13 protein-coding genes are annotated in these 15,846 nt (G+C 39.5%); 2 read left to right on the forward strand and 11 right to left on the reverse strand.

Features of this window, described 5'->3' with window-relative positions; all coding sequences use genetic code 11:
- Window positions 1-28: 28 nt before the first annotated feature.
- Complete coding sequence (locus tag LS67_RS01865; RefSeq protein ID WP_236096323.1) at window positions 29-2,227, reverse strand: phosphoethanolamine transferase; 2,199 nt, start codon at window positions 2,225-2,227, stop codon at window positions 29-31.
- 27 nt (window positions 2,228-2,254) lie between these two features.
- On the opposite strand from LS67_RS01865, the gene LS67_RS09735 reads away from it, so the two are divergent.
- Complete coding sequence (locus LS67_RS09735; RefSeq protein WP_034327363.1) at window positions 2,255-2,473, forward strand: hypothetical protein; 219 nt, start codon at window positions 2,255-2,257, stop codon at window positions 2,471-2,473.
- A gap of 480 nt (window positions 2,474-2,953) precedes the next feature.
- Here LS67_RS09735 and LS67_RS01870 read toward each other — a convergent pair whose 3' ends face one another.
- The 10 genes from LS67_RS01870 to LS67_RS01915 all read right to left on the reverse strand — a co-directional run bounded on the left by LS67_RS01870 (window position 2,954) and on the right by LS67_RS01915 (window position 14,092).
- Window positions 2,954-4,300, reverse strand: coding sequence for a 2-hydroxyacyl-CoA dehydratase (locus tag LS67_RS01870; protein WP_173644082.1), 1,347 nt, complete (start codon window positions 4,298-4,300; stop codon window positions 2,954-2,956).
- A gap of 9 nt (window positions 4,301-4,309) precedes the next feature.
- Complete coding sequence (locus tag LS67_RS01875) at window positions 4,310-7,345, reverse strand: acyl-CoA dehydratase activase (protein WP_081953928.1); 3,036 nt, start codon at window positions 7,343-7,345, stop codon at window positions 4,310-4,312.
- A gap of 58 nt (window positions 7,346-7,403) precedes the next feature.
- On the reverse strand, window positions 7,404-8,054 hold the full coding sequence (locus LS67_RS01880) for a hypothetical protein (RefSeq protein ID WP_034327362.1): 651 nt from the start codon (window positions 8,052-8,054) through the stop codon (window positions 7,404-7,406).
- Window positions 8,055-8,062: 8 nt separating this feature from the next.
- A complete protein-coding gene (gmhA, locus tag LS67_RS01885) occupies window positions 8,063-8,629 on the reverse strand; it encodes a D-sedoheptulose 7-phosphate isomerase (RefSeq protein ID WP_034327361.1) in 567 nt (188 codons plus the stop codon).
- A complete protein-coding gene (rfaE1, locus tag LS67_RS01890; protein ID WP_034327359.1) occupies window positions 8,626-10,056 on the reverse strand; it encodes a D-glycero-beta-D-manno-heptose-7-phosphate kinase in 1,431 nt (476 codons plus the stop codon). Before rfaE1 ends, gmhA begins: the two co-directional genes overlap by 4 nt.
- Window positions 10,057-11,055, reverse strand: a complete 999-nt coding sequence (gene rfaD, locus LS67_RS01895; protein ID WP_034327358.1) for an ADP-glyceromanno-heptose 6-epimerase — start codon at window positions 11,053-11,055, stop codon at window positions 10,057-10,059. It lies immediately after the preceding gene.
- Between the two features lie 11 nt (window positions 11,056-11,066).
- The gene (locus tag LS67_RS01900; RefSeq protein ID WP_034327356.1) at window positions 11,067-11,597 is read right to left on the reverse strand and encodes a D-glycero-alpha-D-manno-heptose-1,7-bisphosphate 7-phosphatase; all 531 of its coding nucleotides are present in this window, start codon (window positions 11,595-11,597) and stop codon (window positions 11,067-11,069) included.
- A 46-nt stretch (window positions 11,598-11,643) separates the two neighbouring features.
- On the reverse strand, window positions 11,644-12,354 hold the full coding sequence (locus tag LS67_RS01905; protein WP_034327355.1) for a sulfite exporter TauE/SafE family protein: 711 nt from the start codon (window positions 12,352-12,354) through the stop codon (window positions 11,644-11,646).
- A gap of 9 nt (window positions 12,355-12,363) precedes the next feature.
- A complete protein-coding gene (locus LS67_RS01910; RefSeq protein WP_034327352.1) occupies window positions 12,364-13,293 on the reverse strand; it encodes a ribose-phosphate pyrophosphokinase in 930 nt (309 codons plus the stop codon).
- Window positions 13,294-13,354: 61 nt separating this feature from the next.
- On the reverse strand, window positions 13,355-14,092 hold the full coding sequence (locus LS67_RS01915) for a hypothetical protein (protein ID WP_052099879.1): 738 nt from the start codon (window positions 14,090-14,092) through the stop codon (window positions 13,355-13,357).
- Window positions 14,093-14,204: 112 nt separating this feature from the next.
- Between LS67_RS01915 and der the strand changes: the two genes are divergently transcribed.
- Window positions 14,205-15,740, forward strand: a complete 1,536-nt coding sequence (gene der, locus LS67_RS01920) for a ribosome biogenesis GTPase Der (protein WP_034327351.1) — start codon at window positions 14,205-14,207, stop codon at window positions 15,738-15,740.
- The last annotated feature ends 106 nt before the right edge of the window (window positions 15,741-15,846 follow it).

Below are 15,846 nucleotides of genomic sequence, written 5' to 3' on the forward strand. Positions count from 1 at the left end.
GGATAGCAAGATTATCTGCACTCCGCTCTTAGCGATAATTACCCTTTTCGCCTACGAGTATAACTTTTATTTGTGGGTCAAAAAATGCCTTTGACTGCATATTTTCATAGCCATTATGTCCCTCATTCCAAGTGAGAAGTGGTACATCAAGCCATTCGATATTATCAAAATAGCGCAGTGAAGCATTCTTTATAAAATCATAGAGATAGTAGGGAAAGCTAAGCGAGTTTATATTGCCACTCTCTATTATGTGTTTTAAACCCTGTATAATCTCCGATTTTTGCTCCTTTAGCTCTGCCTTGCTGTAATAAGGCACATAATAGCTACTCCAATATCCCTCTTTCTTAAAAATACCAAGAGATTTGTATTCGCTACTCTCTATAATAAGTGCAGAGTGGGGAATATGATATGTATCGCAGAGAGTATTAAGAACTTGAAGCGCATTCTCTGCGTTTTCTGGGGATAGATTCTTAAAATCAAGCCAAATGCGTGGCTTTATATCATTCCCCCCCCCCCCCAAGCTAAATCCACTATTTTGCATAGCTTCAAACATATCTTCGAGTTTGAGATTAATGCTTGACTTTTCCCCATCGTGCCCGACATCAAAATATGGTGTTGGAGATTCTAAAAAATACACATCGATTTCAAATCCCGCGTATTTGTCCTTAAAATCCATAAATTTTTGTATCTCATCGACACGATGAAGCCATATTTTGCTAGGATACATACCACTTTGGTTTAAAAGATTATCGTGTTTTAAATCTTTGTCATAGTCTTTGCCTGAAAATATTCTCATACGCTTGTCGTTATAGTCCTTGCTAAAGAGTGAGCGAGATTGTATAGAATCCTGTGCGCTTATATCAAACAAATCCAAAAAGGCGTGGATAAAATCATCACTCATAAAAGGCTTATCCTTGGCTTCTTGCACCTTTTTTACAATCTCTGGGTAATGAGACTTGAAACTCTCGCTCATATAAATCATAAAAGGCACTTCTATCATAAATCTTGAGCCCATACTCTCAGTGTGTCCCGCAAAATCCCTAAAGTCATACACTTCATCGCCGTGATCGCTAAGATATATTACGATGCTATCACTTTCCTTGAAGCGCTCTATAATCTCACTCACTACATAGTCATTATATAAAATTGCATTGAGATATTCTGTTTTTGTGCGTAGCTGTGCATTATTAAGTAATGTGTTAGAAATTGCGGGGTAGGGTGCGAGAGTGTGGAGATTGTGCGATATTAAATCCTGCGGAGTAAATACATCAAAGGCTTTTGGGTAGCGGTGAATATAGTGTAAATGTGTCCCCATAAGATGAAAGATATAGGTATTTTTAGAATCTGTGCTTTTTGCTTGAGATTTTATATCTTGCATATTGTCAAAAAGTGGAAGCAGAATTTCATCATAGGTTTCGTTCGTGTAGCTATCATTTATTGTAGCAAAGCGCGTTATATCTGCGCGAGTAGAAATCACCTCGGGGGCATTGCCATAGATTGAGATAACTTCTTGATTGCTAAGCCAATGTGTTTTATATCCTGCGAGCTTAAGTATATCGATGAGATTTTGCTGCTTAAACCACGGCGTTTGGTTGTTTTCATAGTTTTTGAAAGTCAGCACTTTTTCTAAGACTTGATTTGTGTGAGAGTGGGGTGAAATCACATCGCTAAAGACGATAAGATTACCGCTTTCTTGTAGCTTTTGTAGTTTTGGTGTGGTGGGTAGTGGGTAGTTGTAAAGCGACATATAATTTTTTTGTGTGGATTCACCTATGATAAGCACGATGTTAGGAAAAGTGCGCGTTGCGGCTATAGCACCTTGTGATTCTTGCAAGAAAGCATTGTAGTTTTTAGATAGTTCTTTATATTGTGCGATGTGGGATTGATTATTGATTGTGTTTGCTATACTATCGCCCCAGCGCATATAGGAGGATTTGCTGATGAGATAGACCATTATAGATTGCTCACTATATACGCGATAGAGTTTGAATCCTGCCCCTAAGAGACAGATGATACACACACAGAGTGCAAAGGCTTTACTAAGCGAGTTAGCTTTTACATTAGATTTTGTGTGGGATTTAAAGATATTTAGAATCTTTTCATAAGGTGCAAACAAAAATATGCCGCTACATAGGATAAAAAGTGCGATTACCCATATATTTTGCCTCCCATAAAAGGTAAGAAACTCTCTTGCCTCGTTTGGATTACTCGAAAAGAATATATCCACAAATACTGCATTAACAAAAGTATGAAAATGCGCGATGAGAAATGTATCCACACAGGCGATGAGAAACATCACACCTACAAGGAGCCAAGTAAGGAAGAGGCGCGGAAAGAGATTGATAAGATAAAAGAGCGGGAAGAGGAGCGAAGCATTAGTAATAATATTTTTTACACAGAGAGCAAAAATGCTTTGCGATATGTCATATGCCCCCCCCCCCGTTTAATTGCCACGAGAGGAAAGCATAAATAAATGCGTTGGCAAAAATGATATAAAAAAATTTTCTATCACATACAGATGTAAGGGCAGGGAGGGCATTCAAGCAATGAAGAAGAGACATAAAAACTCCTTTTTTAAGATGTAAAGAATTGTCGTAACGGGGCGGATTCTATCTTTAGAATCTAAATTGGCAAAATGTTTTTATTTTATACTTTGGTTTGCAAACTTTAGAGATTTATCTTTAAAGAGTTTGATTCTATTTTGTGAGTTGTGGAATCTTTGTTGTAAAAAAACGCTTTTTGATTTTTTGTATAAAAAAGAGGGAATAAAATATGTCAATATGAGTTTGTGGCTTTGCCACCGCATAATTACTCATTTTTTATTATTTTTAGAATCTAGCACTTACTTCTAGGGGACTTTCAATGTAGCCCACTTGGGCTTAATGAGCTTCCAAGGATACACCTTAAAAGCTAGATTCTAATCATCTATTACGCAAATAGAATCTGCAAGATTCTACACTTCCTCGCTCATCGCATTATGCGCTTTTTTTGCATTACTAAGCATTAGTTTAATGCGATTTTCTTGATTGACTTTTGTCGCGCCCGGGTCGTAGTCAATAGATACAATATTGCTTTGTGGATTGCGCTCTTTGATGACTTTCATCATACCGCGCCCCACGATGTGATTAGGCAGACAACCAAATGGCTGGGTGCAAACGACATTTTCCACGCCTTGTTCAATAAGCTCAAGCATTTCAGCAGTCAGTAGCCACCCCTCGCCCATATTCATTGCTTCAGATACATAGCCATCAACCATTTTCTTTGTGTGTTTAAACGCAGTAGGAGCCCTAAATACGCCGTGCTTATTGATTGCCTTAATCATATCAATTTGCTTACTTGCAAAAAACCAATACACCACACGATATATGAGTGTCTCCATAAGTGTGCCACCATACATTTTATTACCTACAATTGTGTCGTTAATGCAGTAAAGGCAGAAGTCCATAAAGCCCGGAATGACAACTTCGCAATTTTCGCTCAAAAGGAAATCTTCAAGGTTATTATTCCCAAGCGGAGAGAATTTGATATATATCTCACCAACGATTCCTACGCGCACCTTTTTTGTAGTATCTCGCGGGATAGAGGCAAAATCTTCAAGGATAAGCTTCATATCTTTTTTAAGCACACTATATTTTCTTAGTCCCTCGTTTGTGCCCTCACTCGTAATACGGCTCACCCATTTATCGACCATTGCATCGGTATCGCCTTTATTAATTTCATAGGCGCGACATTGGTTTGCGATATGCATAATCAAATCGCCATAAACGATAGCATTGAGAAGATTCTGTAACATTGGACGCGTAACGCTAAAGCCTTGACCAGATTCTAGTCCGCTAAAATTAAGCGAAATCACAGGGATAGAGCCAAATCCTGCTTTATTAAGTGCCTTACGCAAGAGGTGGATATAGTTACTCGCACGACAACCCCCCCCCGTTTGTGTGATGAGCAATGCGACTTTATCCAAATCCCATTTGCCGCTTTTGAGCGCATCAATCATCTGCCCAATCACAAGCAGGGCAGGGTAGCAAGTATCATTATGCACATTGCGTAAGCCCTCATCTACCACACCTTTGCCATCATTGTATAAAAGCTCCGCATTGTAGCCGTGTAAATGCAAGATTTTTACAAGAAGTTCAAAATGCACAGGCAACATCATCGGCACGAGGATTGTATGCGTTTGTTTCATCTCTGCTGTAAAAGGCACCTTCTTAAGTTCGCGCTTATTCTCTGGTTTGACGATAAGCGATTTAGTATCTGGCATTTGCCAAGAATTGATATGTGGGGTCATTTTTTGTGTCATAAGATTCCTTTATATTAAGATATTTTCAAGTATTTGTGTTTTTTCAAGCAGCACTTTTGTGTTTTTTTGTGCTTGTTTTTCTTCCATAGCTCCAAGCAATGAGCGGATTCTAATTTTCACTGCACCGAGATTGCTAATCTCATCAATCTTTAGCTGGGTGTAGAATTTGCCGTGAGATTCCAAAATCTCACGCACTTCATCGGTGGTAATAGAATCTATCCCACAGCCAAAACTTACAAGCTGCACGAGCTCGAGATTATCATCAGCGCTTACAAAGGCTGCCGCGTTATAAAGGCGAGAATGGTAGCTCCATTGATTGAGGATATGCAGCTCTCCCGCCTCTGCCAAATGATCTACACTATCCTCGCTAAGCACGACAAGCCCTAAAGAGTTAATCAGCTTGTCAATGCCGTGATTAATCTCTGGGTCGATATGATAGGGTCGCCCACATAGCACAATGGCTTTAAGTTTATTTGCTCGTGCAAAGTGCAAGGCTTTTTCTCCTTGCTCCTTAATATCGCTAAGCCATTCATTACGCACTTCATAAGCCTTATCCACAGCTTGTAAGAATGCCTTTTTATCCACACCAAGTTCTTTTTTAAAAAACTCAAATCCTTTTTTTCTAAAATCATCTTTTTTATGCAAACCAAAATAAGGATAAAAGAACTTGACTTCGCGCAACGCATCGACATTAGCATTAAGCAATTCCGGATAGTAGGCTACCACAGGGCAGTTGTAGTTATTTGTGCTTGAATCCTTATGCTTCTCATCACCAGCAAAACTATAACTCATACAAGGATAAAAGATTTTGTCCACACCTTTTTTGAGGAGATTCTCAATATGTCCGTGCAGGAGCTTTGCCGGATAGCACACAGTATCGCTTGGAATCGTGTGTTGCCCTAGTGCAAAGGTCTTGCGTGTGCTTACATCTGAAACAATGACTTCGTAACCTAACTCACTTAATAATGTATGCCAAAAGGGCAGATTCTCATACATATTAAGCCCGAGTGGAATACCAATTTTTCCTTTTGTGAGGCGAGATTTATCCATATTTTCATAGGCGCAGAGTGATTTAAGCTTGTTGAGCTTGTAATCATAGAGATTTGGCAAGAAAAGGAGTTTTTTAATGCCAAGTGGCTTGTCGCAGCGATTACCAGAGATAAATTTCTTGCCTTCACCGAAGCGGTTAATTGTCAAATGGCAGTTATTACCGCAAATTTTGCACACGCTCGCTGTTGCGGTATGCTTGAATTGTCCTAGTTCCTCTTTATTCATCGTGCTAGAATGCTCCAAACCTAAAGCCTTTGCATAGAGTGCTGCTCCAAAAGCCCCCATAAGTCCGCTGATTTTGGGGCGAATAACCTCGCGTCCAATTTCTTTTTCAAAGCTTCTTAGCACTGCATTGTTGAGAAATGTCCCACCTTGCACGACAATTTGTTTTCCTAAATCGTCTGCATCGCGTGCGCGTATAACTTTGTAAATAGCATTTTTTACCACACTCATAGAAAGTCCCGCACTAATATCCTCAATACTTGCTCCCTCTTTTTGTGCTTCTTTAACCGAGCTATTCATAAATACCGTGCAGCGACTTCCAAGCTCTACAGGGTGTTTAGATTCTAAACCAAGTTTTGAAAAACTTTGTATATCATAGCCCATAGATTTTGCAAAGGTTTCAATAAAGCTTCCACAACCCGAGCTACACGCTTCATTAAGCATTATAGAATCTATGGTTTGATTTTTGATATAAAAGCATTTCATATCCTGTCCGCCAATATCAATAATAAAATCTACCTTAGGATTAAAATATTTAGCAGCCTTAAGATGTGCCATTGTTTCCACAAGCCCCGCATCAAGATTAAATGCAGCCTTTATAAGCTCCTCGCCATAGCCTGTAACCGCACTTCCTTTAATGTTTATTTTATCACCAAAATGCTCGTAAATATAGGTAAGTTGAGAGCTAATGACAGCAACCGGATTGCCTTGATTAGAGTTATAGTATTGATATATGATTGCATTATCACTATCAAGCATAACGAGTTTTGTTGTTGTGCTTCCGCAATCTATGCCAATATAGACATCAATTTTTTGGTAATTATTTGCTGCATAGGCTTTGTCAATATTAATCTCCTTTACATTCGCACTTTCGTGTCGCGCAATAAATGTATCATAGTCAGCCTGTGAAGCAAAAAGTGGTTCGAGATATTTGTTTGTAGAGGCAGCATTTTTGCTTGATTCTAATGTTTGAATGAGTGAAGCACAGGTGTAAGTTTTTTCCAAATTACGTGCTTGGAGTGAGACGCCAATCGCTACCGCATATTGCGCAAAGTCTGGAAAAATGGCGTGTTCTTTATCAAGTTTTAAAGTTTTGGCAAATCGCTCCTGTAAGCCTTTATAATAAAAAAGCGGTCCTCCAAGAAAGAGAATCTTCCCTTCAATTTTGCGCCCTTGAGCTAAGCCTGTAATCGTTTGATCCACGACAGCTTGAAAAATACTTGCAGTAATATCTTCTTTATTGACACCTTGATTCAAAAGTGGCTGCACATCGGTTTTAGCAAACACACCGCAACGCGAGGCTATAGGGTAGATTTTTTGGCATTTGAGTGAGATTTCATCAAATTCCTCAGGGGTAATGGCAAGGAGAGTTACCATTTGATCGATAAATGCTCCTGTTCCACCAGCACAAGAGCCATTCATTCGCTCCTCTGTTCCTCCAGTTAAAAAAATGATTTTCGCATCTTCGCCGCCTAACTCAATGACTGCATCTGCATCAGGCACGAGATGTCTCACTGCCCCAGCTGTTGCAAACACTTCTTGCACGAAGTCAATACCCGTAGCTTTGCAGATACCAAATCCAGCAGAGCCAGAAATTGCTACTTTTAACTCTCTATTACCGATAATGTCTGTGATTTTTTGCACAATTTCTATACTTTTTTCACGCACCTTTGAATAATGTCGCTCATATACTTGAAACAACATCTCATCGCCGTCCATTAGTGCGACTTTCGCAGTTGTGCTCCCTATATCAATCCCTAAAGTCAAGCTCATAAAAACCCCTAATTTAAAAGTCAAAAGCTTAAAAGAGAGTGAGTGTAACACAAAAAAATTAACAACAACATACCTCTAAGATATGCTCGTTAATGCGTATCCATGCCTCTGTTTGAGATGCAAGAGGTTTCTTGCATTTGTAGCAAAAAAGATTAGAATCTTGTAAAACAAGCAGTTCCCTTTGCCTAATTTCTGGGCGAGATTCTAAAAGATTTAGCCATTGGTGTGAAAACACATATACTTGTAAAGTGCTATCAATAGCCTCACCCTCGCGTAAAAATTTAAGAATCTCGCTACACATAGGGCAAAGATCAAGCGGATAATCATTATACAGCCCCACATCATTTAGCCCCTGCTTGATACTCACACTAAAGGCATTTTTATTACTAAACTTAGCGATATAATGCTTTGAATCAAGTGTGCGGGCTTTGTTTGCGAGATTAAAATCTTCGGCTATTTCGTTACATACGCAAAAATGCACCTTAGGTAGTCCATAGGCTTGAGATTGCTTATAGCTAATGCGATTTTCGTGTAAAAATACTGGCATAAGCACACCATCACTTAAAAGCGCGTAGATAAAATAATGCCCAAAAATCACATCTAGGAGCGCGACATTTACGCCATAGCTATAAAGTGCATCTTGCAGGGTATCTTTAATCACATCTTTTTGTGTGTTTTGTAGTGATTGTAAAGTCTTAGGCAGGAGCATTCAGCGTTTTATTCCATACTTGCTTTTTCGATAATGTCACATAAAATATGTATAACAAGGATATGTAGTTCTTGAATTCTAGGCGTGTCATCACTTGGCATAATGAGATTAATATCACTTGTTTGATTGAGTTTGCCACCATCACGCCCGCTTAGCCCGATGATAGCACAACCCATATCACGCGCTACTTTCGTGGCTTGAAGCACATTTGCAGAGTTTCCGCTCGTAGAAATACCAAAAAGCACATCACCTTTTTTTGCTAATGCCTCTACTTGACGAGAGAATACAAACTCAAAGCCATAGTCATTGCCAATAGCGGTAAGTGCAGAGGTATCCACGCTAAGAGCAATGCCTGCGATTCCTTTGCGCTCCCTTTTGTATCTACCGGTAAGTTCAGCGGCAAAATGTTGGGCATCAGCAGCACTGCCTCCATTACCACAAATAAGAATCTTTCCACCTTGCGCAAGAGATTGTGTAAGTAAAGAAGCAGCCTTTTGTATCTGCTCTGTGAGTGAAAAAATTTTTTGCACACTTTGTAAATGAGCGTTGAATTCAGATTCTATAAATGTCTTCATTTTTTGTCTCCTTTAATATTTTCTATGATTTGTGAGCTTGAGTAGCCCTCCACAAAGTCAATCAGCACGACTTCCTTTGCAAATTCACTCCCCACGACTTCCTTACCACGATAATCGCCGCCTTTGACAAGCACATCGGGGAGAATTTTCTTAATGAGATTAAGCGGTGTATTTTCGCTAAAGCTTACCACATAACTCACGCATTCAAGCCCAGCTAACATAAAGGCGCGCTCTTGCAGGATATTTATAGGGCGAGATTTACCCTTGAGGGCTTTTATCGAGCTATCATCATTGAGCCCCACAATCAACACATCGCCTAGTTCGCGTGCGTGATTTAAGTAAGTCAAATGCCCTCTGTGTAAAATATCAAAGCAACCATTAGTAAAGACAATCTTGCTTCCCTTGAGGCTTTTAAGGACATTAGGGAGGGAATCTTGTGTGATGATTTTAGATTCTATATGTTGTTGCATATTCGCGGTTTGTGTATGGAGATACTCCACTATCTCATTATGTGTGGCTACCGCGCTTCCCACCTTGCCTACCACCACTGCAGCAGCAGCATTTGCAAACTCTGCAGCCTTTATGATATTGTAGCCACTGCTTAATGCAAAACCCAATGCGGCGATAACGGTATCACCAGCTCCTGTTACATCATAGACCTCTTTTGCGCGTGTGGGAATGCGCTCCATAGTGTCGTTTTCAAATATGCCTATGCCGTCCTCGCTTAGGGTGATGAGCGAAATATCAAGCTCACATTGATTTTTGAGAGCCATACCCGCGCGAATGAGTGAATATTCATCATTTATTGTTATGCCTGTGGCGATCTGTGCCTCTTTTTTATTGGGTGTAAGCAAGGTTGCCCCGCGATATTTGCTATAATCCTGCCCCTTAGGGTCGCACAAAACAGGCTTTGAATGTTCCTTAGCATAAGTGATAATAAACTGCGTGAATTCCTTACTCAAAAGCCCTTTATTGTAGTCCGAAATAATCACACAATCCACTTCATCAAGCACGGCGTGGAGGCGATTTATAATATCATTTTGCATATCTGAATCTATAGGCATTTTGCTCTCTCTATCCACGCGTAATACTTGTTGATTTGCTATGACTATGCGTGTTTTTTTGGTCGTGGGGCGTGAGGTATCAACAAAGAGATAAGAAATATCCACGCCAATAGATTCTAATTTATCCCCAAGCCACAACCCTGCATCATCATTACCCACAATGCCACACACAAAGACTTGTGCATTCAAAGCAATGAGATTATGCACGACATTACAAGCTCCTCCAAGCCGATTACTCTCATCTTTCACATCAACGACTTGCACAGGGGCTTCTGGAGAGATACGCTCACAACTTCCCCATATATAATGGTCAATCATCAAATCCCCAACCACGAGGATTTTAGGGTGCTTAGATTCTAACATTTATCTACTACTTGCAAAGATTTCTTGAATCCTAGGGATATAGGCTTGTATGCCCTCTTCAAGACTAAATCGTGGCACATAGGATAAAAACTCTTTAGCTGAGGTAATATCTGCTTCTGTATGTTTTTGGAAAAAACTATAAGGATTATCGATATATTCTACCTCAAAATCGCCCAAACCTTTTTTTAAGCACTCTATAATATCATTAAAACTTCTCGCCTCGCCACTACCGACATTATAAATACCGCTCTTTGGAGATTCTATCGCCTTGACATTTGCCTGAATCACATCTTTGATAAACACAAAATCCCTCTTTTGTTCGCCATTTTTGAATAACCGCACCTTTTTATGTTCGAGGGCTTGGAGTGAGAGCTGGAGTATCATTGAAGCCGTCTTACCTTTATACAGCTCCCTGTCACCATAGACATTAAAATACCTTAAGCCGATGATTGGATAGCCCGGGTCTTTTTGTAAGAGATTCCTCACATATTCGTCCATACAAAGTTTTGAGTAGCCATATACATTCTCTGGCACTTCGCCACTGCCTACGATATTTGGTGCGCTTGAGTTGCCATAAGTCCCCGCAGATGAAGCATAAATCATTATGGCTTGACAAGCATTTGCTAAATCGATGAGGTGTAAAAATGCTTCATAATTTGTCTCCATTACGAGTTTTTGGTCTTGCACTGTTGTATCTGAAATCGCTGCTTGATGAAAGATAATATCAAAGTCATATTCTTTGAGTTTTTGCAAATCATTTGGATTTGTAATATCTCCTACAATAATTTCGCCTTTAAATCCTATAAGATTCTTAAAATGCCCTAATGAAGTGGGATTGCCACTTGGGAAACACTCACTTGTGCGAAATTTATCGAATACATACACCTTAGCGAGGGGGTGTTTGTTTTGAAAATAAAATGCGAGATTGCTTCCTATGAATCCAGCCCCGCCCGTAATGAGAATCTTTTTCTCCGCTAAGTCGTCATAGATGTATTTCATACTAGCTCCTTTTAGCCTAATGTGTCTATTATACTATGTAGTTCTTGCAAAGTGGCAATTTTTTGGATATTTTGCAGTGTTTTGTCCGCTACTTCCGCACTTCCTAGTAAAAATTTCCCATTTATTCCCGCATTTTGTGCGCATTCCATATCTGTGATTTTATCCCCTACGAAAAATGATTGCGATAAATCAATGCGAAAATCTTTGCAAGCAGATTCTATCATTCCTGCCTTTGGTTTGCGACAATCACAATTTTGGCTTGGCAAATGTGGGCAGTGGTAGATTCTATCAAAAGCAAAGCCAGTTTTTTCCTTTATAGAATCTTGCATAAATTGATGAAGTTTTGCCAAATCAGCTTCACTATAATATCCCCGCGCAATACCAGATTGATTGGTAATAACAAGGAGCAAATAATTTTTAGACTTAAGGAGCTTTAGCAGCTCAAAAAGCCCATCATTAAAGAAAAAATCCTCTATTTTATACACATAGCCATTGTCTTTATTGATAACGCCGTCCCTATCAAAAAACGCACATTTTTGCATAAATCCTCCTTTATAATTGTGAAAAATGAGAACTAGAATCTAGATTCTAAAATGTCAAAAAGCCTAGCATTTTGCTTGCCTTATACATTTCATACGCACCAAAGATTATCATCATTATCGCGCTTAGGCGCAAAAATAGTGCGCGTTTTTGCTGAATACTCGCGCTTATAAGCCCCAAAAACAAAAGTGAGGGCATAGCTGTTAGTCCAAAAATACCCATAACAATTGCGCCATTTACACCATTTCCTGCTATTGCTGCAGTGAGTAGAAAATAATACACAATGCCACAGGGCAGTAAGCCATTGAATAATCCTAGCACGAAAAGTCGCCATTTTGAGCTTTGGGCGATGAGAGGGCGCATAAAGATAAGGATTTTTGAAGGGATAGAAAATCTCATCTTTGTATATTGTGTAAGATTCACAAAATTCCCCACTACCAATCCATATATGACAAGCAAAGCCCCCACAACAAGCAAAGCACCGGATTTTATATTCTCATTTGGCATAGCTACATAGCCTAGAGCACCGATAATGAAGCCTAGAATGCAATAGGTTGTGATTTTGCCACAATGATAGGAGAGATGAAAGGGGAGTTGATGTAAAAAGGCGAGTTTAGAATCCGCACATTTAGAATCCTGCGAGGCTTTGGGTAAAGAGGCACTATAAGCTAAGACTATGCCTCCACACATACCTATGCAATGTCCTAATGCTGCAAAAAAAGCAATACTCGCTAGTGTGGCAATCTCAATGTGTTCCATTTGAGTGTCTTAAATAAAGAGTGAATTTACACTTTCATTATGATAGATTCTGCGAATAACTTCAGCAAAGAGTGGGGCGACATTTAGCACCTTGATTTTTGGGTGAGAGTTGCGCAAGGGTATAGAGTTTGTAACCACCACTTCATCAAGTGAGCTTTTAGCTATGCGTTCAAGTGCTAGACCACTTAGCACGGGGTGTGTGCCTAGTGCCATTACACTTTTTGCCCCACGCTCTTTTAGCGCGTCTGCTGCTTTACACATCGTCCCCGCCGTATCTATCATATCATCGACAAGAATTACATCTTTGCCACTGACATCGCCGATAATATTCATTACTTCGCTTTCATTTGCTTTCTCGCGCTTTTTATCTACTATGACTAAGTCCATACCCATTTTATCTGCAAAGTATCGTGCCCGAGCTACGCCACCAATATCAGGCGAGGCAATAATAGGATTCTCAAAAGACTTTGTGCGTAAGTAGTCTGCAAACACAATCGAGCCATAGAGATTATCCACAGGAATATCGAAAAATCCTTGAATCTGCCCTGCGTGCAAGTCCATCGTAATTACGCGATGCACACCGCTTTGTTCAATGAGGTTTGCTACAAGCCTTGCGCTAATTGGCACACGAGGTGAAGCCTTTCTGTCTTGTCTTGCATAACCAAAATATGGAATCACTGCGTTTATGCTGTTTGCTCCACTTCGCCTAAGTGCGTCTGTGATTATAAGAAGCTCCATAAGATTGTCATTTGTGGGCGCACAGGTGGGCTGAATAATGAAAATATCCTTGCCACGCACAGATTCATCAATACGCACACTAATTTCGCCATCACTGAAGCGATTAATACTTGCTTTTGAGAGGCTAACATCGAGGAACTTTGCAAGTTCATTGCTAAAGAGAGTGTGGGCTGAACCGCTAAAAATTTTGAATCCGCGCATATATCGCCTTTGTAAAGTGGAATAAAACTCGCATTATAGAAAAACTCATTTTATGTTTGGCTTATTTGAGATTCAGATTCTCTAAATAGCACTTGAGAAAAAGCTCGATTTTCCCTTGTGTCAAAAGTCGCGGATTGATAGCGTTATTAAGATTTATTAGTATTTCACTGCGCGTCCTATCGCGGATAAAATGCCTTGTTTGCACGATGTGGCAGAGTGAGTGTGGAATTGCCTCTAAGATTGCCTCATCAAAGTTGTGGATTCTATAAATATCAATAATCTCGTGAGGATTTTTGCTTTCATCATTATATTCTTCAAGTGTGAGTTTGAAGCTTACAGGGGCAATTTCGCTATATAGATTTGAACCCTTAATACTTGAGTAATAAAATAGAATCTCTTTGCCTTGATTATAAATCTGCGTAGTGCTTTTGGCAGAGCGCAAAGTCCGCGCATCAAGCGAAGAATGCTGTTGGGCTAGAAATACTTTAAGTTTTTTTGAGAGTGGCACGAGTGCGTAAGAATCCCCATACATTTTAAACATCGCATCATCTTTTTGTAGCACAAATACCACGCCTTCATCGACATATACTTCTTTATCCTCTCGTTTATTGGCTGTGGTTTGCGTATGTGAATGCGCTTCAATCGCGCTAGATTCTACAAGGTTGTGTGTGGGTTCATTTACAGAATCTTGCGTGGTAAGCGGAGATTTAGCGACAGAGTTTATTTCCTCCTTATTCGCGTTTGTCTTTGCTAATAGGGCTACAACACAAAAAAGTAGAATGTATATAATCTTATACATCAGGATTCCTTTGTATTTTTATCAAGCTAAAGCCAACTTTGGCTACCATATCATTTTGTAAAAAGTATTTTATCAAAAAACCTTGTATAGTAGCATAATTTAAAGGATACAAATGAAAAGCATTGCAATTTTAGGCAAACCCAATGTTGGCAAAAGCTCACTTTTTAATAGATTGATTAGGCAGCACTTGGCTATTACTTCGCCTGTGAGTGGCACAACGCGCGATGTGAAAAAGGCACATTTTAGCATTAGTGGCGTTGAAGTGGAGATTATTGACACAGGTGGGCTTGAAAAGACACAAGGGCTTTTTGCTAAAGTAAGTGAATATTCTAAAAAGGCTGCATTAGTGGCGGATATGGTGCTATATATGGTTGATGGAAGCATTATCCCACAAGATGATGATATAGCTTATTTTCGCACATTACAGAGAGAGAAAAAGCCACTTTTGCTTGTCGTAAATAAAGTAGATAATGATAAAATCAAGCAGAGGGCGTGGGATTTTAGCGTCTTTGGAGCGCAGGAGATGTGCTTTATTTCTGTGCAACATAATCGTGGCATAACTCTTTTACTTGAGAGTATTTTTGATATATTGAATCTTGCCAAAGAGCAGCCTTTGGGAGAGCATTTAAAGGAACAACTTGAGGATATAGATGAGAGTTTGGAGGAGTTTTTAGAATCTTTGGATTCTAAGCCGCAAGAGGAGGATTGCATAGCGGTTGGGATTATTGGACGCGTAAATGTCGGCAAGAGTTCACTTTTGAATGCGCTTTTAGGCACAGAGAGAAGCGTAGTGAGCGAGGTAGCTGGGACAACTATCGACCCTGTCGATGAGGAGATAATGCTAGAGGATAAAAGAGTGAAATTTATCGATACAGCAGGGATTAGGAGGGCAGGGAAAATAGAGGGTATTGAAAAGTTTGCCCTCTCTCGCACAAATGCAATGCTTTCTCAAAGCCATATTGCGATTTTAGTCCTTGATGCAAGTGAGAGTTTTGTCGAATTAGATGAAAAAATTAGCTCTCTTATTCCTAAACACGCTTTGGGTGTGATTGTGGTGCTAAACAAATGGGACAAAAAGTATAAAGAATACAAAGAAATAATCCAAGAATTTAAGCATAGATTCCCTTTTCTCTCTTTTGCACCGATAATGACACTAAGTGCGCTTAATGGGCGCAATATCAATAAGTTGAAAGTGGAGATTCTAAAAGTATATGAGCGATTTTGCTTTAGAATCCCAACAAGTGCGCTTAATGATGTTATCACTAAAGCCACTGCCGCACATCATATCCCAAGCGACCACGGCAAAATAGTAAAAATTTATTATGCAACACAATATGATGTGAAACCCCCGCAAATCGCCCTTGTAAGCAACCGCCCAAATAGTTTGCACTTTAGCTATAAGCGATATTTGATTAATGTATTACGTAAGGAATTTGATTTTAGCGGTGTGCCTTTATTTTTGAGTGCTAAGGCAAAGAATCAAAACGATATGGAGCAAGAGGATAAGACACAAAATGAACAAGAGCGCATAGAACAACATATATCAAAGCAAGATACCAAGGAGCAAAAAGCCTCTAAAAAGCCTAAAGTTTCTAAGATTCAAAAAACTAAGCCACATAGGCGCGGAGACAAGAATACAAGGTATTAATTTGCTACAAAGCGCAAAGAATAAGGGGCACAATAAATCTTTACCTGCTCTTAAATGGGGTGTTTTGATAAAATATTCAAATGCGCTACAATTCGCATACTACAAA

This window comes from Helicobacter sp. MIT 03-1616 (assembly GCF_000765685.2).
GTDB lineage: Bacteria > Campylobacterota > Campylobacteria > Campylobacterales > Helicobacteraceae > Helicobacter_C > Helicobacter_C typhlonius.

Excerpts from the sequence above, each read along its gene's own strand:
- LS67_RS01910 (WP_034327352.1), bottom strand. The coding sequence starts at position 13,293 with ATGCGCGGATTCAAAATTTTTAGCGGTTCAGCCCACACTCTCTTTAGC.
- LS67_RS01900 (WP_034327356.1), bottom strand. The coding sequence starts at position 11,597 with ATGCAAAAATGTGCGTTTTTTGATAGGGACGGCGTTATCAATAAAGAC.
- LS67_RS09735 (WP_034327363.1), top strand. The coding sequence starts at position 2,255 with ATGCGCGATGAGAAATGTATCCACACAGGCGATGAGAAACATCACACC.
- gmhA (WP_034327361.1), bottom strand. The coding sequence starts at position 8,629 with ATGAAGACATTTATAGAATCTGAATTCAACGCTCATTTACAAAGTGTG.
- LS67_RS01870 (WP_173644082.1), bottom strand. The coding sequence starts at position 4,300 with ATGACACAAAAAATGACCCCACATATCAATTCTTGGCAAATGCCAGAT.
- LS67_RS01905 (WP_034327355.1), bottom strand. The coding sequence starts at position 12,354 with ATGGAACACATTGAGATTGCCACACTAGCGAGTATTGCTTTTTTTGCA.
- der (WP_034327351.1), top strand. The coding sequence starts at position 14,205 with ATGAAAAGCATTGCAATTTTAGGCAAACCCAATGTTGGCAAAAGCTCA.
- LS67_RS01880 (WP_034327362.1), bottom strand. The coding sequence starts at position 8,054 with ATGCTCCTGCCTAAGACTTTACAATCACTACAAAACACACAAAAAGAT.
- rfaD (WP_034327358.1), bottom strand. The coding sequence starts at position 11,055 with ATGAAATACATCTATGACGACTTAGCGGAGAAAAAGATTCTCATTACG.
- LS67_RS01915 (WP_052099879.1), bottom strand. The coding sequence starts at position 14,092 with ATGTATAAGATTATATACATTCTACTTTTTTGTGTTGTAGCCCTATTA.
- rfaE1 (WP_034327359.1), bottom strand. The coding sequence starts at position 10,056 with ATGTTAGAATCTAAGCACCCTAAAATCCTCGTGGTTGGGGATTTGATG.
- LS67_RS01875 (WP_081953928.1), bottom strand. The coding sequence starts at position 7,345 with ATGAGCTTGACTTTAGGGATTGATATAGGGAGCACAACTGCGAAAGTC.